The organism is Paractinoplanes hotanensis, assembly GCF_023717965.1.
Taxonomy (GTDB): Bacteria; Actinomycetota; Actinomycetes; order Mycobacteriales; family Micromonosporaceae; genus Actinoplanes; species Actinoplanes polyasparticus.
Genome location: NZ_JAMQOL010000067.1, coordinates 1 through 22,473, shown reverse-complemented (window position 1 = coordinate 22,473; position 22,473 = coordinate 1). Strand labels below are relative to the sequence as shown.

20 protein-coding genes and 1 pseudogene are annotated in these 22,473 nt (G+C 68.7%); 9 read left to right on the top strand and 12 right to left on the bottom strand.

Annotation, left to right across the window (positions count from 1 at the left end; translation table 11 throughout):
* Positions 1 to 66: 66 nt before the first annotated feature.
* Positions 67 to 2,250 (bottom strand): transglycosylase domain-containing protein, encoded by a 2,184-nt coding sequence (locus LXN57_RS40575; protein WP_251803628.1) that lies wholly within the window; start codon positions 2,248 to 2,250, stop codon positions 67 to 69.
* Positions 2,251 to 2,745: 495 nt separating this feature from the next.
* Between LXN57_RS40575 and LXN57_RS40570 the strand changes: the two genes are divergently transcribed.
* Entirely contained in the window at positions 2,746 to 3,162 is a 417-nt protein-coding gene (locus tag LXN57_RS40570) for a PRC-barrel domain-containing protein (RefSeq protein ID WP_251803627.1), read from the top strand.
* Positions 3,163 to 3,302: 140 nt separating this feature from the next.
* Here the strand turns inward: LXN57_RS40570 and LXN57_RS40565 are convergent, their stop codons facing one another.
* The gene (locus LXN57_RS40565; protein ID WP_285904727.1) at positions 3,303 to 5,150 is read right to left on the bottom strand and encodes a serine/threonine-protein kinase; all 1,848 of its coding nucleotides are present in this window, start codon (positions 5,148 to 5,150) and stop codon (positions 3,303 to 3,305) included.
* A gap of 312 nt (positions 5,151 to 5,462) precedes the next feature.
* Here LXN57_RS40565 and LXN57_RS40560 point away from each other — a divergent pair, with 312 nt between their 5' ends.
* Genes LXN57_RS40560 through LXN57_RS40540 form a run of 5 tightly spaced genes read left to right on the top strand, consistent with a single transcriptional unit; the run spans position 5,463 to position 10,945 of the window.
* Positions 5,463 to 7,076: a peptide ABC transporter substrate-binding protein gene (locus tag LXN57_RS40560; RefSeq protein ID WP_251803625.1), complete on the top strand. Its 1,614-nt coding sequence runs from the start codon at positions 5,463 to 5,465 to the stop codon at positions 7,074 to 7,076.
* A gap of 9 nt (positions 7,077 to 7,085) precedes the next feature.
* Entirely contained in the window at positions 7,086 to 8,009 is a 924-nt protein-coding gene (locus tag LXN57_RS40555; RefSeq protein ID WP_251803624.1) for an ABC transporter permease, read from the top strand.
* Positions 8,002 to 8,928, top strand: coding sequence for an ABC transporter permease (locus tag LXN57_RS40550; RefSeq protein WP_251803623.1), 927 nt, complete (start codon positions 8,002 to 8,004; stop codon positions 8,926 to 8,928). The genes LXN57_RS40555 and LXN57_RS40550 overlap by 8 nt, the downstream gene beginning before the upstream one ends.
* Positions 8,929 to 8,934: 6 nt before the next feature.
* Positions 8,935 to 9,945: an ABC transporter ATP-binding protein gene (locus LXN57_RS40545; RefSeq protein ID WP_251803622.1), complete on the top strand. Its 1,011-nt coding sequence runs from the start codon at positions 8,935 to 8,937 to the stop codon at positions 9,943 to 9,945.
* On the top strand, positions 9,932 to 10,945 hold the full coding sequence (locus LXN57_RS40540; RefSeq protein ID WP_251803621.1) for an ABC transporter ATP-binding protein: 1,014 nt from the start codon (positions 9,932 to 9,934) through the stop codon (positions 10,943 to 10,945). The genes LXN57_RS40545 and LXN57_RS40540 overlap by 14 nt, the downstream gene beginning before the upstream one ends.
* Here LXN57_RS40540 and LXN57_RS40535 read toward each other — a convergent pair.
* The 10 genes and pseudogenes from LXN57_RS40535 to LXN57_RS40490 form a co-directional block, all read right to left on the bottom strand.
* Positions 10,942 to 12,270, bottom strand: a complete 1,329-nt coding sequence (locus LXN57_RS40535) for a HAMP domain-containing sensor histidine kinase (RefSeq protein WP_251803620.1) — start codon at positions 12,268 to 12,270, stop codon at positions 10,942 to 10,944. The genes LXN57_RS40540 and LXN57_RS40535 overlap by 4 nt on opposite strands.
* An 8-nt stretch (positions 12,271 to 12,278) precedes the next feature.
* The gene (locus LXN57_RS40530) at positions 12,279 to 12,944 is read right to left on the bottom strand and encodes a winged helix-turn-helix domain-containing protein (RefSeq protein WP_251803661.1); all 666 of its coding nucleotides are present in this window, start codon (positions 12,942 to 12,944) and stop codon (positions 12,279 to 12,281) included.
* An 84-nt stretch (positions 12,945 to 13,028) separates the two neighbouring features.
* Positions 13,029 to 13,337 (bottom strand): annotated as a pseudogene (locus tag LXN57_RS40525) (STAS domain-containing protein); the annotation flags it as partial.
* Positions 13,338 to 13,339: 2 nt separating this feature from the next.
* The gene (locus LXN57_RS40520) at positions 13,340 to 14,554 is read right to left on the bottom strand and encodes an ABC transporter ATP-binding protein (RefSeq protein ID WP_251803619.1); all 1,215 of its coding nucleotides are present in this window, start codon (positions 14,552 to 14,554) and stop codon (positions 13,340 to 13,342) included.
* A 10-nt stretch (positions 14,555 to 14,564) separates the two neighbouring features.
* On the bottom strand, positions 14,565 to 15,404 hold the full coding sequence (locus tag LXN57_RS40515; protein ID WP_251803618.1) for a carbohydrate ABC transporter permease: 840 nt from the start codon (positions 15,402 to 15,404) through the stop codon (positions 14,565 to 14,567).
* Complete coding sequence (locus tag LXN57_RS40510) at positions 15,404 to 16,390, bottom strand: carbohydrate ABC transporter permease (protein ID WP_251803617.1); 987 nt, start codon at positions 16,388 to 16,390, stop codon at positions 15,404 to 15,406. The genes LXN57_RS40515 and LXN57_RS40510 overlap by 1 nt, the downstream gene beginning before the upstream one ends.
* Positions 16,387 to 17,505, bottom strand: a complete 1,119-nt coding sequence (locus LXN57_RS40505) for an ABC transporter substrate-binding protein (RefSeq protein ID WP_251803616.1) — start codon at positions 17,503 to 17,505, stop codon at positions 16,387 to 16,389. Before LXN57_RS40505 ends, LXN57_RS40510 begins: the two co-directional genes overlap by 4 nt.
* A 576-nt stretch (positions 17,506 to 18,081) precedes the next feature.
* Positions 18,082 to 18,375 carry a hypothetical protein gene (locus LXN57_RS40500; RefSeq protein ID WP_251803615.1) on the bottom strand — a complete coding sequence of 98 codons (294 nt, stop codon included), beginning with the start codon at positions 18,373 to 18,375 and terminating at the stop codon, positions 18,082 to 18,084.
* Positions 18,376 to 18,820: 445 nt separating this feature from the next.
* Entirely contained in the window at positions 18,821 to 19,066 is a 246-nt protein-coding gene (locus LXN57_RS40495) for a hypothetical protein (RefSeq protein ID WP_251803614.1), read from the bottom strand.
* A 201-nt stretch (positions 19,067 to 19,267) separates the two neighbouring features.
* Positions 19,268 to 19,555 carry a hypothetical protein gene (locus LXN57_RS40490; RefSeq protein WP_251803613.1) on the bottom strand — a complete coding sequence of 96 codons (288 nt, stop codon included), beginning with the start codon at positions 19,553 to 19,555 and terminating at the stop codon, positions 19,268 to 19,270.
* Between the two features lie 253 nt (positions 19,556 to 19,808).
* On the opposite strand from LXN57_RS40490, the gene LXN57_RS40485 reads away from it, so the two are divergent.
* From LXN57_RS40485 to LXN57_RS40475, 3 genes are read left to right on the top strand one after another with little or no spacing between them, the layout of a single operon-like run.
* Positions 19,809 to 20,486 (top strand): response regulator transcription factor, encoded by a 678-nt coding sequence (locus LXN57_RS40485; protein ID WP_251803612.1) that lies wholly within the window; start codon positions 19,809 to 19,811, stop codon positions 20,484 to 20,486.
* Complete coding sequence (locus tag LXN57_RS40480; protein WP_251803611.1) at positions 20,483 to 21,829, top strand: sensor histidine kinase; 1,347 nt, start codon at positions 20,483 to 20,485, stop codon at positions 21,827 to 21,829. The genes LXN57_RS40485 and LXN57_RS40480 overlap by 4 nt, the downstream gene beginning before the upstream one ends.
* Positions 21,826 to 22,395 carry a GerMN domain-containing protein gene (locus LXN57_RS40475; protein ID WP_251803610.1) on the top strand — a complete coding sequence of 190 codons (570 nt, stop codon included), beginning with the start codon at positions 21,826 to 21,828 and terminating at the stop codon, positions 22,393 to 22,395. The genes LXN57_RS40480 and LXN57_RS40475 overlap by 4 nt, the downstream gene beginning before the upstream one ends.
* Positions 22,396 to 22,473: the final 78 nt, after the last annotated feature.

Here is a 22,473-nt window from a genome sequence, read left to right as displayed (position 1 = left end):
AACTGCCCGTCGCGGTCGGTGCCACGGTGCTGCGGCTCGGGAGCGGCCGGCGAGCGCCATGCGGAATCATCTGCGCGATGAGGTGCGGTCGCCGTGTGCCAGGGTCTTGTCTGCCGGCTTCTTGAACTCGACCTTGCGCTTGCCCTTCATGTAGTCGGCGAGCGTCCGGTACACCGCCGGGTTGACCTGGTGGTGGCGCAACCGATCGCGGTGGTTCTGGTAGTCGGGGTTGACCAGGTAGCCGGCCACGACCAGCGATGTGGTGCCCGCGATAAGTGCGGCAGTCTTGTCGTCGTCCGTCGTACCGGTCTTGCCGAACACCGGGTGCCTGACGACGCGCTTCGTGTCGGCGGCGGTGCTGCCGTGGCAGCGGCCGAGCTGGGCGGAATCGCCGACCGGGCAGCGGGCTGCGTCCAGTGCCGCACGCGCCACGTCCTTGCTGGTCGCCCGGGTGCAGTACGACTTACCGACGTCGAGCTTCCGGCCGTCGTGGGTGCTGATCCGCTCGATCGGGGTCGGTTCGCAGTGCATGCCGTCCGCGGCCAGCGTGGCGTACGCGTTGGCCATGTCGAGCGGCGTGGTGGCCGACACGCCGAGGGTGAAGGCGCCCCATTGGTGTGCGTGCTTCGGTGACGCGTACTTGGCGTCGCTCGCCGCCCGGAACTTGACTCCGAACCTCTTGGCGACCGCCACTGCCTTCTCCGCGCCGACCCGCTCCACCAGGGGGACGAAGTAGGTGTTGATCGACTTGGCGAAGCCGGTCCACATGTTGTATCGGCCCTCGCCGCCGCCTCCGGCGTTGCTGGGGCACCAGAAGCGCGTGCCGGGACAGGCGGAGTCGTTGCCCCGATCGATGATGTATCGCGTCTTGGCCCGCTTCTTGGCCTTGATGGTGTAGTCCAGCGGGTAGCCCTCTTCCAGCGTGGCCACGATCGTGAAGATTTTCATGACCGAGCCGGCCTGGTAGCCGGTGATGTCGCCGCCGCCGGTCAGCAGCGGGTTGGTGGTGTTCGGGTACGAGCCCCGGATGCCTTTGGCGGCCTTCTTGGGGTCTGAACTGAGACGGTTCTGCGGATCGGCCGGGTCGTCCAGTTTGTAGCGCCGGTTGGCGGCGAGCAGCCGCACCTTGCCGTTGCCGGGCTCGACCGCGGCTAGCAGCAGGGCGTTCTTGTTCTTTTCTGAGATCAGTTGGGCGACTCGGCGCCGGGCGTCCTGCTGGGCGTCGACGTCCAGGGTCGTGGTGATCCGGTAGCCGCCGCTCTTCAGGCGGCGCTCACGGTCGTACGTGTTCTTCCCGAACTCCTGCCGGCTCATCCACCAGCGGTAGAAGTAGTCGCAGAAGAGGCCCCAGTTGTTCTTGGCCACCGACACACAGCCATTGCCGATTCGTTTCACCTTCCGAGGCACGGCTGCCTTCTTGGCCTTGGCGGCCTGGGCCGGGGTGATGGCGCCCATCTCGACCATGCCGGGGATGACGTAGTTGTTCCGGCGCTGCCGGATCTGCCGGTGGCCGTCCGGTGTGGCGGGGTTGAAGCTCGACGGCGCCTTGACGATGCCGGCCAGCAACGCGGCTTCTGCGATCGTGAGGTCCTTGGGCTTCTTGTTGAAGTAGACCCGGCTGGCGGCGGACACGCCGTACGCTCGGTTGCCGAAGGGCGCGATGTTCAGGTAGCGCTCCAGGATCTGGTTCTTGGACAGCTGCTTCTCCACCTGCAGCGCGTACTTCATCTCGGCGAGCTTGCGCTTGGCCGTGTCCTCGGTCGCGTCGACCACCTGCTGCGGATTCGTCGCCGAGTACGCCAGCGACATCCGGACCCACTGCATCGTGATCGTCGACGCGCCTTGCTTGGATTTGCCGTTGTTGTTGTTGACGAACGCGCGGACGACACCCTTGAGGTCGACGCCGTTGTGGTGGTGGAACTCCCGGTCCTCAGCGGCCACGATGGCGTCGCGCATGTGTTTCGAGATGTCCTGCAGAGGCACGTCGCTGCGGAACTCGTCGTAGAACTGTGCGATCTGCGTTCTGTTGTCGGACGCGTAGACCCGCGTGATCTGCGGCGATCTGAAATCCCGGAGTTCGCTCGGCAGACTCGCGACGGCCCGGCCAGTGGCCTTGACCATCAGGCCCGACATGGCCGCAGCCGGAAAGGCGGCCGCAGCCACTATGACTCCCGCGAGCGCGCCACAGAACAGCAGCGAGAACGCCTTGAGGTAGATGTTGTGGTCGCGCCGACGCATCCAGGAACCCATTGCACCGTCCTTCGAAACTCGGCCGGATTGATCATCTTTCACCGGCTTTATGACGATCAACAATCGGTACCCCTGCACTCCGATGAAACCTGACGAGGGCTCCAGGGAGAACGCCGGCCTCAGCGATGCCAGGCGCGGGCTGGATGCCGCGACCGTGGCGGCGGGCCGCTCGCGGGGGACGAGGGCGCCGTACCTCCGGCCGCGGCACCAGCGCCCAGATTTCCCGGGTGGTGTGGCGGGTGCTCTGCGGGTCTGTGACGGTTCTGCGACGGTCAGGCCGATGACCGGGGGGCGGCGACGGTGATTCGCGGGCCGAAAGGACGGTGATTCGCGGGCCCGAAAGTGAGCCTGGTCGCCGGATCGGCAAGGGAGAGCGCGTCATCGAACCGACAAGGTTCTGTATGAAGCCCGCGGAAATGGCCGCCTAGCGTTTGCCGTGGACCCCTTGTACCTCGATGAATCTACCGGCTCGGCGAGCCGGGGAGGAGACGCACGATGAACATCGAGTCCGGCACCATGATGCGACTGGGCGACAGCGGCCAGATGCTGGCCGATCGGGACCAGGACATTCGCGGACGCAAGGTTCTGGACCGGGATGGCCACGAATTGGGCAAGGTGGATGATCTGCTGATCGATACCGAGCACCGGAAGGTGCGGCTTGTCCGGGTCGAGCACGGAGGCTTGTTCGGCATCGGCGCCACACCGCTGTTCATCCCGGTGGAGGCCGTAGAGCGCGTGACCGACGAGGAGGTCGGGATCGACCGTTCCCGGGTGCAGGTGGCCGGCGCCCCGCACTACGACCCGGACCTCGTCGACAAGGACGAGTACTTCAACGAACTGTACGGGTACTACGGCTATGCGCCGTACGGGGCGCCGGGCTATGTCCCGCCGAGCCGTGGGTTCTTCCGCTGACAGCTGACCCGGGCGTCGCCGCACGGCGACGCCCGGCACCGGCGGACATGCGAGATCGCGAGTCCGCTGATCTGGACGGTGTCGCTGATCTGGACGGTGTCAGAGCGTTGGCTTTCGATGTGTCCGACCGGCGGCCGCGATCACATGTTGATCGTGGCCGCCGATGTCTGCCTGTCGGGAGTCCCCGGACGGACACTGGTGCCGGGCTGTGGCCGGCTGCTGATTTGTGGTGATCTGGACGCCGTCGAGGACGATGGGCTCGCGGCGGGACGGCCGGTCGTGGGCGGCGAAAGAGTAGGGGCTCCGGTCGGTTCCCGCGTCGGATTACCGGTGGGGGCCGATCCGGAGGGCGCTGCCGGCGTCCCGCTCGCACTCGGCGAGGTGGATACGGCCGGAGATGACGGGACAGCGGGAGACGACGGAACGGCGGTAGATGAGGGAACCGCGGGAGACGACGGGACCGGCGGAGACGACGGAACCGGCGAGGCGGATGAGGTCGTGGGCGCGTCGGTGCGGGGCGCCGTCCGGGTCTCGGCGGTCCGTGGTGAACGTTGTTCCGGGACGAGCCGATGAGTCCGCGTTGCCCCGGCCGATGTGGGCGACGTGCCGGATGACGATCGGACCTGGGTGACGGCGCGACCGCACTCGGCCCCGTTGAGGCTGAAACCGCTCGGTGTGCCCTCCTCCGTACGGTCGAAGGTGCCCTTGACGAGAATCGTGGCGGCCGAACCAGGCCGCAGCACGTCGTCCGCGATGATCGTCACCCGGTCGGCGCTCTGCGTCCACGTAGCACCCGATATGTCCGAGACCCGGTGACCGGCGGGCACGGTGAAACGCGCCGACCAGTCGGACAGCGGTGTGTCTCCCGTATGGGACATCTGCAGCTGAGCGGTGAACGAGCCGTCGGCCCGCCGGTTGCTCAGGTAGTCGGCGGCGCATGAGGTGACCTGCTCGTCCGACGCCGGCCCGCCGGCCCGCGCGGCCTCGTCACCGGGGGGCGTGACGAGGTTCGCGCCTATCGTGCCGGACAGCACGGCGGCGGGCGCGACTGCCAGCGCGATCGCCTGCCGGGAGAGGCGACGCCGCCGTCGCGGCACGACGGGAGCCGTGGCCCCGGTGGAGGCGACTGCCGTACGCAGTGTCCTTCCGTCTGCCTCGCGCGGTGTGACGCCGGCCGGTCCGACCTGCCGAATCACGCGGGCAACCTCGGCGGCGGAGGGACGATCAGCCGGATCGGGCGACAGGCAACGGCGATAGAGGGCCTCGACATCGGGCGGCAGCCCAGCCGGGCGCGGCAGCTTCGGCACCGGCGTACGGCTCCGCTCGGCAAGCAGCTCGTCGACCCTGGTCGACTGCCAGGGCGGGCGACCGGCCAGGCACTCGTGCATGAGCAGGCCCAGCGCGTACACGTCACCTGCGGGAAACGCATGCCCTCGGTGCAGTTGCTCGGGCGGCAGGTAAGCGGGCGTTCCCCAGAGGCGCCCGGAGGGGTCGACGGGCAGCCGCCCGGCGGGAGTGGCGACGCCGAAGTCGACCACCTTGGCGCCCGCGGCGGTCAGCATGACGTTGCCCGGTTTGACATCTCGATGCACGAGGTTGGCTCTGTGCGCCGCGGCCAGGGCGTCGGCGACCTGAGCGCAGACAGAGAGCGACTCCGTCCAGTGCATCGGTCCGTCCGCGGCGATGCGCGCGGCCAGCGTGATCCCGTCGATGAACTCCAGCACGACGAAGGGTTGCCGGTGGCCGTCGTCGGTGGTTTCGCCGTAGTCGTACACCCCGGCCAGGCTCGGGTGGGACAGGCGCGCAGCGGCTCGCGCCTCCTCGAGGACGGCCCGGGTGAGATCGGCGTCCCCGGTCAGCTCGGGCGCCAGCAGCTTGACCGCGACGGTCCGGTGCAGCACCAGGTCACGGGCTCGCCACACGGTAGCCATCCCGCCGCGACCGACGGCACGTTCGAGGCGATAGCGCGCTGCCAGAACTCGCAACACACACCTCCTCGACCCGGCCACGACGGAACTTCGTGCACACCTCCAGATGGCCTACCCGGCGGTGAGGACGAGAAACGGCGGCGCCGGTGATCACGCGCGTTGTCAACAAATCGTCATACGTGCGGCGGCCGCCCACCGGCAGCCGGGCAACCTTACGGATGCGTGACGAACGTTGCGAACGACGTACGGAACGGCGCCGATCGGTTGCCGTCGGCTGCGCCCGGCTGCCCTTGCGGCCTCCACTGGATGAGAGGTCATGCCGAACGCCGCCTCTCCCGGGCTCGGCGACGGCGCCGACGAACGGAGGCCGACATGCGGACATCACCGATCCTGACCGGCCTCGCCGCCGTCTCGCTGATCGTGGCGGGATGCGGCGGCGGGGGAGACGACGACGCGACGGCGAGCACTGGTGGGGAGTTCTCGGTCTATGTCTGCGAACCGGAACATCTCGTGCCGCAGAACACCAACGAGACCTGCGGCGCCGAGGTGCTGGGAGCACTGTTCACACCGCTGGTGGACTACGACGTCAACAGCAACGACGTGCGGATCGGGTCCGGCACGGCCGAATCGATCGAGTCCGGCGACCAGCGCGTCTGGACCATCCGGCTCAAGCAGGGATGGACGTTCCACAACGGCGAACCGGTGGACGCGGCGGCCTATGCCCGCGGCTGGAACGCCGGGGCCTACGGCCCGAACGCCTACGGAAACGCCTACTTCTTCGAGAACATCCAGGGCTACGACGACCTGCAGGTGCCCGAGGGCGCCGCAGCGGGCACGCGGCCGGAGGCCACCGAGATGAGCGGCGTCGAGGTGGTGGACCCGCTGACCCTGCGCGTGACCCTCGTTCAGCCGTTCAGTCAGTTCCCGGTGACTCTCGGCTACACGGCGTTCTATCCGCTGCCGCGGTCCTACACCGGGGACCCGGACGCCTTCGAGGAGCGCCCGGTCGGCAACGGGCCCTTCCGGATGGACGGCGCCTGGCAGCACAACCAGCAGATCCGGGTGCAGAAGTACGACGGCTACGCCGGCGAGGAGGCGAAGGCCGACGCGATCACGTTCCGGATCTACAGCAACGTCAACACCGCGTACAACGACCTGCTCGGCGGCAACGTCGACATCATGGACGCTCTGCCCCCGGAGCGACTGGCCGGTGCGCGCAGCCAGTTCGGTGACCGCTACATCGAGCGGCCCAGCTCGTCTTTCACCTACCTCGGATTCCCCCTCTACGACGACCGCTTCTCGGACGCACGGCTGCGCCGGGCGCTGTCGATGGCCATCGATCGGCAGGCCATCATCGACGCGATCTTCTCCGGCGCGTACACCCCGGCCCGGTCGCTGGTCTCCCCGGTGGTCGCCGGGGCGCGTCCTGACCCCTGCGGCACCGCGTGCCGCTACGACCCGGCCGCGGCGAAGGCACTGCTGCAGCAGGCCGGCGGATGGGACGGCGCCTTGACCCTGTGGTTCAACAGCGGCTCGGGGCACGAGAAGTGGATGGAGGCGGTCTCCAATCAACTGCGCTCCAACCTCGGCATCACCTCGATCACGTTCCGGTCGCTGGAGTTCGCCGAGTACCTCAGCCTGCTGGACGCCGAAGACGTCACCGGGCCCTTCCGTCTCGGCTGGGTGATGGACTACCCGAGCCCGCAGAACTACCTGCAGCCGATCTACTCCACCACCGGGTCGAGCAACAACTTCGGATATTCCAACCAGCAGGTCGACCGTCTCATCGAGCAGGGCAACGCCGCCGAGTCGGTCGACGCCGGCATCCAGCTCTACCAACGAGCGGAGGATCTGATTCTGGCCGACATGCCGAACATCCCGATGTGGTTCGGCAAGGTGCAGGGAGCGCATTCGGCCCGGGTGGGCGACGTCGCCATCGACGCCTTCGCCCGCATCCGGCTCGCTCAGGTCACCGTCGACCAGTAGGGCTGTGTGATGGTCCGCTACACGCTCAGGCGCCTGCTGCAGGCGATCCCGGTCCTCATCGGCACCACGTTCATCGTCTTCGCGATGGTGTTCGCGATCCCCGGCGACCCGATCCGGGCGCTCGCCGGGGATCGCCCGATGGCCGAGGGCACGTACCTCGCGCTGCGGGACCGCTACAACCTGGACGATCCGTTGCTGGTGCAGTACGGCAAGTACCTGTGGGGTCTGTTGCAGGGAGACTTCGGCCAGGACTTCAACGGGCGGGCGGTCTCGGAGATCATGCTCGAGCGGTTCCCGGTGACGATCAAACTGGCCCTGGTCGCCTTGGCCTTCGAGATCGTGCTCGGGATCGCCGCCGGCGTGCTGGCGGCCCTGCGGCGCAAATCCTTCCTGGACAGCCTCGTGCTGGTCACCACCACGGCGATCGTCAGCATCCCGACCTTCGTGCTCGGCTTCACCCTGCAGCTCGTCCTCGGGGTGCGACTGGGCTGGTTCCCGATCGCCGGACTGACCGACGGCGCCCGTAGCTATCTGCTGCCCGGCTTCGTGCTCGGCGCGCTCTCGCTCGCGTACGTCGCCCGTCTGACCCGCACCTCGCTGGTGGAGAACCTACGGGCCGACTACGTGCGCACCGCGACCGCCAAGGGTGCGGCGCGCACACGGGTAGTCGGCATCCACGCGTTACGCAACTCGCTCATCCCGGTGGTCACCTTTCTCGGCGTCGACCTCGGCGCCCTCATGGGCGGCGCCATCGTCACCGAGGGCATCTTCAACCTTCCCGGCGTGGGCCAGCAGGTGTTCCTGTCCGTACGCGCCCAGGAGGGACCCGTGGTGGTCGGCATCGTGACCGCCCTGGTGCTGGTGTTCGTCCTGGCCAATCTCGTCGTGGACCTGCTCTACGGCGTGCTCGATCCGAGGATCCGCTATGACTGAGGACTCCACTGCCCGGATACCGGCTACGGCCGGCACGGACGCGTGGACCGCCGATGAGCCCCGGCCGCCGGAACGGCGCGGTGGTCTCTGGGCCGATGCCTGGCGTGAGCTGCGGCGGGACCCGGTGTTTCTGATCTCCGGGTGTGTGGTCCTGGTCTTCGTGCTCATGGCCGCCTTTCCCGGCTTGTTCACCCGGACCGATCCGCGGGCCTGTGACCTCTCGCTGTCGCTCGCGCCGGCGTCGTGGGCCCACCCGTTCGGATACGACGTGCTGGGTTGCGACTACTACTCGCGCGTCGTCCACGGCGCCCGGGCCTCGATCGCCATCGGCATCCTGGTCACCCTGGGCACCGTGGCGGTGGCGGTCACCCTGGGCTCGCTGGCCGGCTACTATCGGGGCCCGGCGGACACAGTGATCTCCCGGTTCACCGACGTCGTGTTCGGCCTTCCGTTCGTGCTCGGCGCCATCGTGCTGCTGTCGACGGTCGGCAGCCGGGGCATTCTGCAGGTCGGGCTGGTGCTGGTGGCACTCGGCTGGCCCACGATGACCCGCCTGATGCGCTCGTCGGTCCTGACCGTGCTCGGCGCCGACCACATCAGCGCCGCCCGCGCGCTGGGAGCGTCGAATCCGCGGATCCTGGCTACCCACGTGCTGCCGAATGCGATCGCCCCGGTGCTGGTCTACGCCACCATCTACGCCGGCATCGTCATCTCGGTCGAGGCCACCCTGTCGTTCCTAGGCGTCGGTCTGCAGCTGCCGGCGATCTCCTGGGGGCTGATGATCTCGGACGCGCAGTACCGGATCGGGCAGGCGCCGCACCTGCTGCTCTGGCCGGGCCTCTTCCTGAGTCTGACAGTGCTGAGCTTCATCCTCATGGGCGACGCCCTGCGCGACGCTCTCGACCCCAAGCTGAGGTGAACGACGATGGTCATCGACGTCACGCGGACCGGCGAACCGTTGCTGGAGGTGGAGGACCTGAGTGTGGAGTTCCGTACCCGTGACGGTGTCGTCCGTGCCGTCAACAGCGTGTCCTACACGGTGCTGCCCGGCGAGACGTTCGCCGTGCTGGGGGAGTCGGGCTCGGGCAAGAGCGTCAGCGCCCAGGCGATCATGGGCATTCTCGACACCCCTCCGGCGCACGTGACCGGCGGAGCCATCCGGTTCGCCGGGCAAGACCTGCTCACCGTGGGTGAGCAGCAGCGGCGGCGACTGCGTGGCGACCGGATCGCGATGGTCTTCCAGGACGCGCTGACCGCGCTCAACCCGGTCTTCACCGTCGGCTGGCAGATCGCCGAGATGCTGCGCATCCACCGCGGGTGTTCACGTGCCGAGGCGCGACGGCAGGCCGCCGAGCTGCTGGACCGTGTCCGCATCCCGGCCGCTGCGGACCGGCTGGGCGACTACCCGCACGAGTTCTCCGGCGGGATGCGCCAACGCGTCATGATCGCCATGGCGCTGGCGCTCGAGCCGGAGCTGCTCATCGCCGACGAGCCGACCACCGCGCTGGACGTCACCGTGCAGGCCCAGATCCTGGAACTTCTGGCGGAGCTGCAGGCCGACAACGGCATGGCCCTGGTGCTGATCACCCACGACCTGGGAGTCGTCGCGGAGGTCGCCGACCGGATCGCGGTGATGTACGCCGGACGGGTCGTCGAGACCGCCGATGCGAGCCGGCTGTTCCGGGCGCCCGCCCACCCGTACACCGAAGGTCTGCTCGCTTCGGTGCCGCGGGTGTCGGCCCGGGCGGGACGCCTCGAACCCATCGGAGGCGCGCCGCCCAACCTCGCCCGTATCCCGCCGGGTTGCCCGTTCCATCCGCGGTGCCGCCATCGCCGCCCGGTCTGCAGGGTGGATGATCCGCCTCTTTACCGGGTGGAGAGCGGCCGGCGTAGCGCCTGTCATTTCTTCGAGGAGGTGCTCGATGGCCGGAGCTGATGTGATCATGGCCGCTCGTGGCCTGGTCAAGCATTACCCGCTTACCCGCGGTGTGGTTCGCCGCAAGCGGTACGGCGAAGTGCGCGCCGTTGACGGAGTGAGCCTGGAACTGCGGCGCGGCGAGACGCTCGGTGTGGTGGGAGAGTCCGGCTGCGGAAAGTCCACCCTGGCACGACTGCTCGTCATGCTGGAGGAGCCCACCGCCGGGGAGGTCTTGTTCGACGGGACGCCGGTGCGTGGACTGACGCGCACCGACCGCCGGCGGTTCCGGCGGCGCGTGCAGATCGTCTTTCAGGACCCGTACTCGTCGCTGGACCCGCGGCGCACCGTCGGCGACCTCGTTGCCGAGCCGTTCCGCATCCATCGCGACGTGCTCCCCAGGTCGCAGATCCGCTCCCGGGTGCGGGAACTGCTGGAGGTGGTCGGCCTCGATCCGGACTTCGTCAACCGCTACCCGCACCAGTTCTCCGGGGGGCAGCGTCAGCGCATCTCCATCGCCCGGGCGCTGGCGCTGCGTCCCGAGGTCATCGTCTGCGACGAGCCGGTCAGCGCGCTCGACGTCTCGGTGCAGGCCCAGGTGGTCAATCTTCTCGAGGACCTGCAGCGCGAGTTCGGGATCGCATACATCTTCATCGCCCATGATCTCTCGGTGGTCCGGCACATCTGTGATCGGGTGGCCGTCATGTATCTCGGGCGGGTGGTGGAGGCGGGATCGGAGGGCGAGGTGTACGAGCATGCCGCGCACCCGTACACGCAGGCTCTGCTCTCCGCCGCTCCGGACCCCGAGCCGGACCGCCGCCGGCCGGAGCGCATCGTGCTCACCGGCGACGTCCCCAGCCCGGCCGATCCGCCGTCCGGATGCCGCTTCCGCACCCGCTGCTGGAAGGCCGCCGATGTCTGTGCCGCGGATGACCCCGACTTGCGCCCGCGGTCGCGGCCGCATCCTGACGCGTGTCACTTCTCGGAGGAACGGGTGGTCGCCGGTGGCGCGGCGGATTAGGGGGCCGCGGGAAGTTCGACGACGAAGCGGGCGCCGCCGGCGGCGCGGTCCTCGACCCACACCCGTCCGCCGTGCCGCCGCACCTCCTCGGCCACCAGAGCAAGACCGAGGCCGGTGCCCTCCGTACGCCGCGGGTGCAGACGGCTGAACCGTTCGAAGATTTCCCGGCGGCAGCCCGGCGGCACCCCGGGACCGCTGTCCTCGACGAGAAGGCGCACGGTGCCCGCATCGCGGTCGGCGGCGACGCGCACCAGCCCGCCGCCGTGCCGTTCGGCGTTGACGGCCAGGTTGGTCATGACCCGCTCCAGCCGAGAGCGGTCGCCGATGACCGCGCCGGCCTTGAGCGGGACGTCACTGACACGCCGTCCGGTCACCCGGTCGGCAACGGCCATGATCTCGGCGACGGGCACCGGTCCGGTCGCCAGGGGGGTCTCAGCCGCTGTGGCGACCTCCAGCAGGTCGGTCAGGACGTGCCGGAACCGGTCGACCTCGTCGGTGAGCAGGTCGAGCAGTTCGCGATCGGCGGGCTTGAGGTCGTCGCGGTGGGCTCCGAGCAGGGCGACCGCGTTGACGATGGTGGTCAGCGGCGTCCGCAGCTCGTGGCTGACGTCCGCGGCGAACCGGCCGTCGCGCTGCACCCGCCGGTGCAACTCGGCGACCGTCCGGTTGAACGCCTCGGTGAGAGGGCGCAGGTCAGCGTCGTGGCGGGCCGACATGCGCACGGTGAGGTCTCCCTGCGCAACCGCGCCTGCCGCACGGGTCAGCGCGGTGACCGGTCGTAGCGCCGCCCGGGCGGCCCACCGGCCCAGCCCCGCTCCGGCCAAAGCCGTGGCCGACCCCGCACCGATCATGATGAACACCAGCATGCGCATCGTCTGGGCGATGTCGTCGAGCGCGAAGACCTCGACGTAACCGGAACCGCCGGCGAGCGGGCGGACGACGACCAGGGATCGGCCGTGCGGCAGGGAGACGTTCGCCGTGGCCGTCCGGCTCCGCAAGGCGGCGGCTCGCAGATCCGCCGGCAGATCGCCGGCGTCCGCGGTGGCCTGGCTCGCGTACCAGCGCCCGTCCGTGGCGACCAGGGAATAGGACGTCAGCGGGCGGTCCAGGCTACGCAACGTCTCGGCGATCGAGCCCGGCGCCTCGCCGAGCGCGCGACCGGCCACCTCGGCGTTGACCGCCGCTTGGCGCTCGGCGGATACCCGGCGCTGTTCCACCATCACCGGCCGCACCAGCGCCGAGCTGACGACGGCCAGCACGGCCGAGACGGCGAGCGCACCCAGTGCGAACGTGGCGCCGACCCGGTCGTGGAGACTGAGCGCCATCGGAGTTCTCATCGTCGCAGGCGGTAGCCCAGACCCCGTACGGTGATCAGCTGCCGTGGGCGTGACGGGTCCGGCTCGACCTTGGCGCGCAGTCGCCGGATGTGCACGTCGACCAGCCGCCCGTCGCCCAGGTAGTCGTAGCCCCACACCTCACGCAGCAGCTCATCACGGCTGACCACCTCGCCCAGGCGCTCCGCGAGCGTGACCAGGAGGCGGAACTCGGTCCTGGTCAGCGTGACCGGTTTGCCGCCGGACAGCACCACGGCCTCGGCCGGACGCACCTCAAGCGGACCGGCGGTCACGACGCGCTCCGGGCGGGGACCTTGTGCCCGCCGCATCAGCGCGCGGACGCGTGCCGCCAGGACCTTGGCCACGAACGGTTTGACGATGTAGTCGTCGGCGCCGCTCTCGAGACCGGCGACCATGTCGTGGCTGTCGGCCCGGGCGGTCACCATGATCAACGGCACGTCGCTCACCGTCCGCAGACGACGGCACAGTTCCAGGCCGTCGAGGTCGGGCAGCATCAGGTCGAGCAGCACCACCTCGACCGGTAGCTGCGCGAACAGGTCCAGGGCCTGCCGAGCGGTCGCTGCGACGTCGAGGCGGAACCCCTCCTCCCGCAACGCGATGGTGAGCACGCGCTGTACGGCCGGGTCGTCCTCGATCAGCAGCAGGTGCTTGCCGGGCCCGCCGTCGCCGGCCGGCCACGGCGCCGGTGCCCGACTCCGGTGCCCAGTCGTCGCCCAGAGGCCGCAGACCCGCAGGACTGACCCGACCGGGGGCCGCGGATTCGAAAGCTCGAGGCCGCGGCCACGCCGGCTCAGCTTGTTCCGGTGTGCCAAGAGCACGCTTGCGCCGGCCGCACCGAGAAAGCCGACTTCCGCCAGATCGACCACGATGAGAAGCGGATCGCCGGTCTCTGCTTGGAGGAGAGTGCCATCGAGGCGGTCGACGTTGTCACGGTCGATCTCTCCGGACAAACGCACCAGCGTGCGTTCTCCGCCCCGTTCGATGGTTGCTTTCAGATCCGGCCACGTGTGGTGGTCGGCCGCACCGGAGAAATCCATGATCAGCGCCCGGTTCCCTCGGGGACCGGCGCCGACGGAAGGCGGTCCGTGGTCAGAGTGCGACCGCTCTCCGGGTCGAACAGGTGAACCTTGTCGAGATCGACCCAGACGCGGGCGGACGCGCCCTCGCGGGCACGTGACTCCACCGACATCCGGGTCACCAGGCCCTCGGTCGCACCCAGGTCGCTCGCGCCGGCGTCGGCGGCCAAGTCCTCCAGGTCACGCGAGACGGCCCGGTCTCCGCTGACTGCCAGGTAGACGTACTTGTCGGAGCCGAGCGACTCGACGACGTCGACGGACGCCTCGAATTGAGCACCGCGCGCCCGGGCGGCGTCGTCGACGAGAGCAGCATCCTCGAAGTGCTCAGGACGAGCGCCCAGGACGAGTTGCCGTGGCGTGTCGCTGTGTGACACCAGGCGGCGGAGGCGGTCGTTCAGCGGCAGGTCACCCAGCGGTGTCCGCAGCATCGACTCCTCGACCTGCGCGGGTAGGAAGTTCATCGCGGGTGAGCCGATGAAGCCGGCCACGAACAGGTTGACGGGGAAGTCGTACAGCGCCTGCGGATCGCCGACCTGCTGCACCACGCCGCCCCGCATGACCACGACGCGGTCGCCGAGCGTCATCGCCTCGGTCTGGTCGTGCGTCACGTACACCATGGTGGTGCCGAGTTGCTTCTGCAGCCGGGAGACCTGGGTACGCATCTGAACGCGCAATTTCGCGTCCAGATTGGACAGCGGCTCGTCCATGAGGAAGGCCTTCGGATTGCGGACGATGGCGCGTCCCATTGCCACGCGCTGGCGCTGGCCGCCGGACAGATTCGCCGGCTTGCGGTCCAAGTGGTCGGTCAGCTCCAGCACCCGGGCCGCTTCGTCGACCTTCTGCTTGATGACCGACTTGTCGAGCTTGGCCAGCCGCAGGGGGAACGCCATGTTCTCGCCCACGGTCATGTTCGGATAGAGGGCGTACGACTGGAACACCATCGCGATGTCCCGGTCCTTGGGCGCCTTGTCGTTGACGCGTTGACCGCCGATGCGCAGCTCGCCCGACGTGATGTCCTCGAGCCCGGCGATCATGTTGAGGGTTGTGGACTTTCCGCAACCCGACGGGCCGACCAGGATGATGAACTCGCCGTCGGCGATCTCCAGGTCGACGTCCTCGACGGCGACGGTGCCGTCCGGGAAGCTCTTGCTGACGTGATCCAGCACGATTTCGGCCATCGCGACTCTCCTAACCCTTCACGGCGCCGGACGTCAGACCGGAGACGATGCGCCTCTGGAAAAACAGCACGAACAGGATGATCGGAATGGTGATCACGACGGCGGCCGCGGATATCGCGCCCGTCGGATCCTCGAATTGCGACTCGCCCGTGAAGAACGCCAGCGCAGCCGGGACCGTGCGCGCCTGTTCGGTCGAGGTCAGCGAGATGGCGAACAGGAAGTCGTTCCAGCAGAAGATGAACACCAGGATCGCGGTGGTGAAGACCCCGGGCGCCGCCAGCGGCGCGATCACCCTTCGGAACGCCTGGCCCTGGGTGGCGCCGTCCATCTTGGCCGCCTTCTCGAGGTCCCACGGGATCTGCTTGAAGAACGCCGAGAGCGTGTAGATGGCCAGCGGCAGGGCGAACGTGATGTACGGCAGGATCAGGCCGGGCCACGTGTCGAACAGCCCGAGCCGGCGTTCGATGTCGAACAGCGGGGAGATGAGCGACACCTGCGGGAACATCGCGATCAGCAGCGACACCCCGACCAGTGCCTGCTTGCCGGGGAACCTGAGCCGGGAGATCGCGTACGCCGCGAGCATGCCGAGCAGCACCGCGACGAAGGTGGCGATCAGCGCGATGCCTATCGAGTTGACGAGAGCGCGCACAAATTGGTCGGTGGCAAAGATCGTCCGGTAATTGTCGAAAGTCCATTCCCGTGGAATGAAGCTGCCGTCGGTGAGAGTGGCGGTCGTCTTGAACGACAGGGAGATGATCCAGAGCACGGGGACGAGGGCGAACACCACCACCAGCGCGTCGATCAGCCCCCAGCGCCATTTCGCCCGCGGGCCGGCGTCGATCGTTGTCATCACCGGCTCCCTTCTGTGCCGGATCCGGGGGCGGCGGTGCCGAAGAGCCGCACGAAGACGAACGCGATGATCGCCACCGTGAGGAAGATCAGCACGGACATCGTCGAGCCGATGCCGAGATTCAGCCCGCGGATCAGATTGTTGTAGGTCAGCATCGACACCGACGACGTCTGGTTGGCGCCCTGGGTGAGGACGTAGATGTTGTCGAAGACACGGAAGGCGTCGAGGGTCCGGAACAGCAGCGCCACCAGGATCGCCGGTTTCATCACGGGCAGCATCACCCGGACGAACCGCTGCCAGGCGCCGGCGCCGTCGACCGATGCGGCCTTGAGCAGGTCGTCGGGGACGAGCGCCAGCCCGGCCAGCAACAACAGCGCCATGAACGGGGTGGTCTTCCACACCTCGGCCAGGATGATGATCGCGAGCGCGCCGGCCCGCTCGGTCAGCGGCGCCCCGTCCGGCGCCACGAGCTCCGCCAGATAGCCGGTGCCCGGCGTCCACGCGAACCGCCAGGAGAACGCCGCGACCACGGTGACTATGCCGTACGGAATCAGCGCCGAGGTGCGCACCAGGCCTCGCCCGACCAGCGTGCGATGCATCACCAGGGCCAGCGCCATGCCGAGCACCAGCTCGATCGCCACCGACACGACGGTGATGAGCATGGTGACGCCGAAGGCGGTCCACCAGTAGTTGTCGCTCAGCACGACCGCGTAGTTGCCGAGCCCGACGAACTCGCGCCGCTCCGGGAACTTCAGGTCGTATCGCAGCAGGGACAGCCAGGCCGAGTAGAGGATGGGGTAGCCGGCCACAGCGACCATGACGATCACCGCCGGGGCGCACAACAACCAGCCGAGCCTTCGCTCCGCCCGCGTTCCCTGACTCGAAGTCTTCGCGCGGCGGCGTCCCCGCGGCCGGGGCTGATCCGGCCGCGACCTCTCCTGCTCGGCCGCCGTAGCGCTGCCGGCCGGTGTTCTCGCGATGCTCACGGGAGCACCCCCTTCGACTCCAGAGCGTCCTGGATCCGTTCTCTGAGCAGCCTCAGCGCCTCCTGCGGGTCGATGCCCGACGGGGGCGACAGGGTCGCCGAGACCACCGTCGACACGTTCTGGTAGGCGGGCGTCCTCGGCCGTACGGCGGCGTCCCGGAGCTCGGCGAGGATGACGTCCTTCATCGGGTACGCGTCAGCCATCTCCGGCTCGTCGTACACCGCCTCGATGGTGGGTGGCACACCGTCGTTGAGCGCCGAGAAGAGCTGATGCTCGGGGTTGCGGATGCAGAGCGCTGCCTCGAACGCGAGGTCCGGGTGCCGGCTGTAGGCGCTGACCGCCAGGTTGAGCCCGCCGATCGTGACCCGGCTGGGCACGTCCGCCTCGACCCGGGGATAGCGCGCCCACCTGACGTCGCGGGCGAGGCCGGGCGCCGCCTCCTGCATCGCCGGGTAGACGTACGGCCAGTTCAGCTGGAACGCTCCGCCGCCGGACTGGAACTCCAGGCGAACCGGATCCTCGACGGAGTTGCTGAAGGACGGGCTGACCAGGCCCGAGTTCGCGAGCGTGCGGAGCAGGCGCAACGCCTGTAGTCCGTCCTCGCCGAGCGCGACCTGTTCGGCGTCCTCGCCCAGGATGGAGCCGCCGGCGCTCTCGACCAGCGTGTTGAAGAGCACCACGAGGCCTTCGTACTGCGCTCCCATGGTCAGGATCTGGTGAGTCTGCCCGGCGTCCTTGAGCTCCTGAGCCATCCGGAACATCTCGTCCCAGGTCTGCGGTGGCTCGTCGACCAGATCCGTGCGGTACCAGAGCAGTTGGACGTTGGTGTTCTTCGGCGCCGCGTACAGCCGGTCCTCGAAGCGGGCGCTGTCGAGCGGTCCCTCCAGGGTGCCCCGCTCGGCGCGGGCGCGATTCTCGCCGGTCCACTCCACGATCCAGTCCGCGCTGGCGAACTCCTGCGTCCACGTGACGTCGAGTCCGAGAATGTCCATGCTCTCGTCCTCGGCGGCGAGCCGCCGCACCATCTGCACGCGCTGTTCGTCGGCCTGCCGGGGCAACGTGCGATAGTCGATGCGATAGCGGCCGCCGGCCTGTTCGGTGCAGTCTTCGACCACCTGCTGAAGGTTCTGCTCCGGCGCGCTGTACAACGTGACTGTGGGAATGCCGTCCGGGTCGCCGGATCCACACGCCGCGAGCGGTGCGAGAAGAACGCACGCCGCCGCTGCGACAGCTGTCTTGTGCCGGGTTCCGCGTCGGTGCCAACTCGAGTGATCTGCCACTGTTTCGCCTCCTTGCGAAAGTCCGTGGGACACGGGCGCCAAGATCTGGTGCGGCGTGGCACGACAGGCGTGCTGCGCTGCGGCGACCGGTCGCCGTTCAGATCTGTCGGCGACCTTCGTTCCGCCTTGTGGCGCATCTCTTGATCGGCTTTGCTGTACACTCGGCGAAACACGTCTTCAACAGTTTTCTCGTCGGATGTCAGCAAGCCGGTGACGGTGATTTGACGTTCCAATGACACCGTCCTGGTCGGCTTGCCGACATGTCCCGCAAAGCGATGGCAAATACGTCAACGGTCCGTTCCGCTACATGACGTTGCGGGTTCAGACTCGTCCATCGGCGTCGTTCGGCTGTGATGACGGACGGCCTCGGCGCTGGGTAGCCGCACCGCGTGGATTCCGTGTGCTGCCGGCTCAGGCCCACGAGCGGACGCTATGTGCCACGACAACCTTCCGGCTCTCGAAATCGGTGTAGCGTTCACGTCGCTCGAGCCCGTACGGCGCCGAGAGACGGTCGAAGTCGAACTCGTCGACCACCCCTCGTACCGTTACCAGGCCTCGCTGCTCGAGGCCGGGGGGCACGACACCGAGCACGAGCGTGCCCTGGTCCGGCAGATCCGCGTCAGCGATCACGAACGCCCGCGCCGTCATGACCGCGACCACCACCGCCGTCATGACGACGGGGTCGCCGACCTGACGCATCGCCATGGTCTTGACGGCAGCGCTGGGACGAGTGGTGGGTGTGAAGGAGACGGCCGGCGCAGGGGTGTCCTGCCTCGCTGTGCAAGCCGGCGCAGCGGCAAGGCAGGCGGCCGCGAGGACAAGAACCCCGCAGCGTGTCAACGTCGATGCGTGCGCGTGCTGTATCGGATTGCCTCCTCGCGACGACGCTGCCGCACGACCCCGATGCGCTTGCCGGCCAGCGGCATCTTCCATTGTCGCGCCGCTGGAACGCGGTGACCTGCCGATGGCCGGACCGACATGAAACCGTGAAATAGCCCAGCGGTCCGACGCCCGTCCTCGCCGTTCAGCACAGTCACCGCGGGGCTCGGGCGCTCGCTGATCGAAGGCGGCGCCCCGGCACGTTCATGAACTCATGACACGGACCGAAGGGGCCCGCACGAGGAAGGCGACGCCGGGTGGCGCCGGCGTCTCACGACGGCCCATGTTCAGGGAACGTCCGGCCAGGTTGTGGCATGTCGGAAAGTCCAACAGACGGCGGGATACCGGACCCGCCGCCATCGACGCGACCCTGAACCCGGACGGCGAACATCCGAGTCATTCCCGAGGCGATGATGATCGCCACGCCGACCACGACAAGCAATGCCGACGCCAGTGTCAAGCCAGTCGCGCCGATCGTCAGACCCACGACAACCAGGAGTGCCGGAGAGATACGCATCAGGTCCCCTTTCCTTGGTCCTGAGCGTTATTCATCTCCTTGTCGCATGTCCTGCAGTGGTTCGGCATTTTCGTGACGGTTCCGCCGAGCCGAGGGGTACCGGCGTCGCCGGGCTCGGGCTCCCCGCAAGCTGCCCCGGTCGAGATGCCGGGCGATCCGTTCCACGCGGTGGTTCGGGATCGCCCGCACCTCGGCAATCGCCTACCGGGTCGACAGGTCCAGGACGAACTGCACGTCGCCTGTCCCATCGGTGCGGACGTCGAAGGTTTTGTCGTCCACCTGTTCCGCCACGGTCTCGGCGACGAACAGCAGTGCGTCGGCGCCGGCTTCGTACACCATGTCGCCGGCTTCGGGCGCCGGTGATACGGCCAGGCGAAGCATGCCATCGTCAGGGGCCTTGTCGATCCGTAGACCCGATCCTTCCGGCACGCCGGGCCGGGTGACGATCCGGCGGATGGCGTCGGCCGCGCTGTCGGAAACTGTGAGCACAGTGGTCTCCTTCTGTCCTGTTCACCACATCGGCAAGTGCCCCAACCTTGCGCCGCTATATGTAGACGCCTCCGCATCGACATGACGGTTCAGTGACGAAGCGGATGCCTTCGCCTTGAGAAGGCCTCCACCGGCCGTGCGGGGCGGCGGCTCGGTCGCGAAGCCGGATGTCACGACATGACGATTTCGTGACAAGACCGCAGTTCGGCCGGACGAAGGTGCCGGCCGGCCCTCGACGGGGCATCATGCCGAGATGACCGCAGTGTTGTTGATCGAGGACGACGACCGGATCCGGCTGTCCCTGGTTCTGGCTCTGGAGGACGAGGGATACGCGGCTCACGCCGTAGCCACGGCCGAGGAAGGGCTGATCGAGCAGCGTCGCGTCGGCGCCGACACCGTGCTGATCGACTTGATGCTGCCCGGCATGGACGGCTTCGAGTGCATCCGTCAGCTGCGCCGGACCGACGACGTGCCGATCGTGGTGATCAGCGCGCGCGACGACACCCACGACATCGTGGCCGCGCTCGAGGCCGGCGCCGACGACTACCTGATCAAGCCGGTCGCGGTCAAGGAGCTCGCCGCGCGGCTGCGGGCGCTGCGCCGACGGTCCCGGACCGCCGATGCGCCGGCGCTGAGAATCCTCACCTTCGGCGACCTCGAGCTGCGTCCTGAGGCGGGAGAGGTTCGCCTGCACGGCGCCGAGGTGCCGGTGACGCGTACGGAATTTCAGTTGCTCTGTGAGTTGGCCGACCATGCCGGTCAGGTGCTGTCGCGTGAACAGTTGCTGCAGCGGGTGTGGGGCTACGACATCGGCGACGAGCGTCTCGTGGACGTTCACGTCGGCCGGCTTCGGCACAAGATCGAGGACACTCCGGGCAAGCCGCGCCATCTCGTGACGGTGCGCGGGCTCGGCTACAAGTTGCAGCCATGAGACGGGCAGGCCTGCGCACCCGGGTCAGTGCGGCCTTCGCGGTCGGCGCCCTCGCGTTGTCGGCGTGCGTGACCCTGGTGTCGTACGAGCAGACTCGCAGCACCCTGTTCCGTGAGCGGGAACGCACCGCGGTCCGAGCCGCCTACTTCGACGCCTCCATCGTCGCTGCCGGTCTCGCCAGCGGCAACCGCAACGTGGCTGACGTGCTCGGGTCCCTTGACATCGGCGCTGACCGGTACGTGCTGGTGAGCCGGGCCGGGCGTTGGTACGCCCGCAGCGCCGACACCGACGCGCACGCCGCCGTGCCCGCCGCGCTGCAGGAGATGGCGAACGGTGGGCAGGCCGGCGCCCAACGCATCCGGCGCGACGGCGTACCGGCTCTGGTGGCCGCTGTGCCCTTGACCGAAGACGCGGTCTTCTACGAGATCGTGACGCTGCGCGAGCTGGAACGCACACTGCAGGTGCTGGCGCTCGTGCTGGCGGCTGTCGCGATCATGGTGGCCGCGGGCGGGGCGGCCGTCGGCTGGTACGTCACCAGGCACGCGCTGCGCCCGCTCGCCGCGGTCGCCGGGGCCGCTCGCGGCATTGCCGGCGGTGACCTGGACACTCGTCTCGACCCTGACACCGAGCCCGACCTCGCCCAGCTGACCACGTCGTTCAACCACATGGCTGACGAGCTGGCCCGTCGGCTGCAGCGTGATCGCCGGTTCGCCGCCGACGTCAGCCACGAGCTGCGCTCACCGTTGCAGACCCTCGCGGCCGCCGTCAGCGTGGTCGACCGCCGCCGCGATGATCTGGACGATCGGGCCGCCGCCGCCGTCACCCTCATCGTCGATGAGATCGCACGCTTCCAGGAATTGGTCAGCGATCTGCTGGAACTGGCGCGCAGCGATCAACCGGTGCACCGGGAGCTCACCGACATCACCGAACTGCTGGCACGCGTTGCTCGGGCGCACCGGCTCTCCGACGGTGTGGTCGAAACCCTGCCCGACGACGTGCCGCCGGTCTGGAAGGTCGATGCGAGGAGGGTCGAGCAGGCGCTCAGCAACCTGGTGGAGAACGCCGTCCGCTACGGCGGAGGGCCGGTGGCTGTCCGGGCGGGACGCTGCTTCCTCGAGGTCGACGACGCCGGATCCGGCGTGCCGGCTGAGATCCGCACGTCGATCTTCGACCGCTTCGTGCGCGGCCCGGCGGCGAACGACCGGGGCGCCGGCGACGGAACCGGCCTGGGCCTGGCCATCGTCGCTGAACACGCTGTCGCGCACGGCGGTTCGGTGACTGTGAACGACCGTCCGGGCGGTGGCGCCCGTTTCCGCATCGATCTGCCGGAGTGTCTGCCATGAGACGTGTGCCACTGCTGATGGCGGTGCTGACAACTGTCCTGCTCACCGCCTGCGGTGTGCCGGCGCAGGACGATCCGCACCCCGTCGACCTGCCCCGGCGTCCGCTGACCGCCTCGTCCGACAGCGAGGCCACGGCGTCGAGTCCGCCGGGTGAGGTCGCGCACGTTCTGTGCCTCGTCCGCGGTGACCGGCTGGTGCAGATCGTGCGCCGTGCGCGTGCCTACCCGAGCGTGCAGGAGCAGTTGGACGAGCTTGTTGCCGGGCCTACCGGAACTGAGAGCGAAAGCGGTCTCTCCACGGCTCTGGCTGGACTGGTCGTCACGGCGAGCGCCGCACCGGGCTCCCGGATCGCTGTCGAGGCCGCGGAGATCGACGAGGGTAGTGGCCGCAGCAACGAGATCCTGGCGTACGGCCAGGTGGTCTGCACTCTCACCGCCCGTGCCGACGTCAGCGCCGTGTCGTTCACGCGCGCGGGCCGGCGCCTCGATGTTCCGCGCGCCGACGGAATCCTCACCGGCGAGCCGCTGCGCGCGTCGGATTATGTGAGCCTGCTCGGCCCGGCCTGAGTCGGCCCGGCCTGAGTCGGCCCGGCCTGAGTCGGCCCGGCCTGAGTCGGCCCGGCCTGAGTCGGCCCGGCCTGAGTC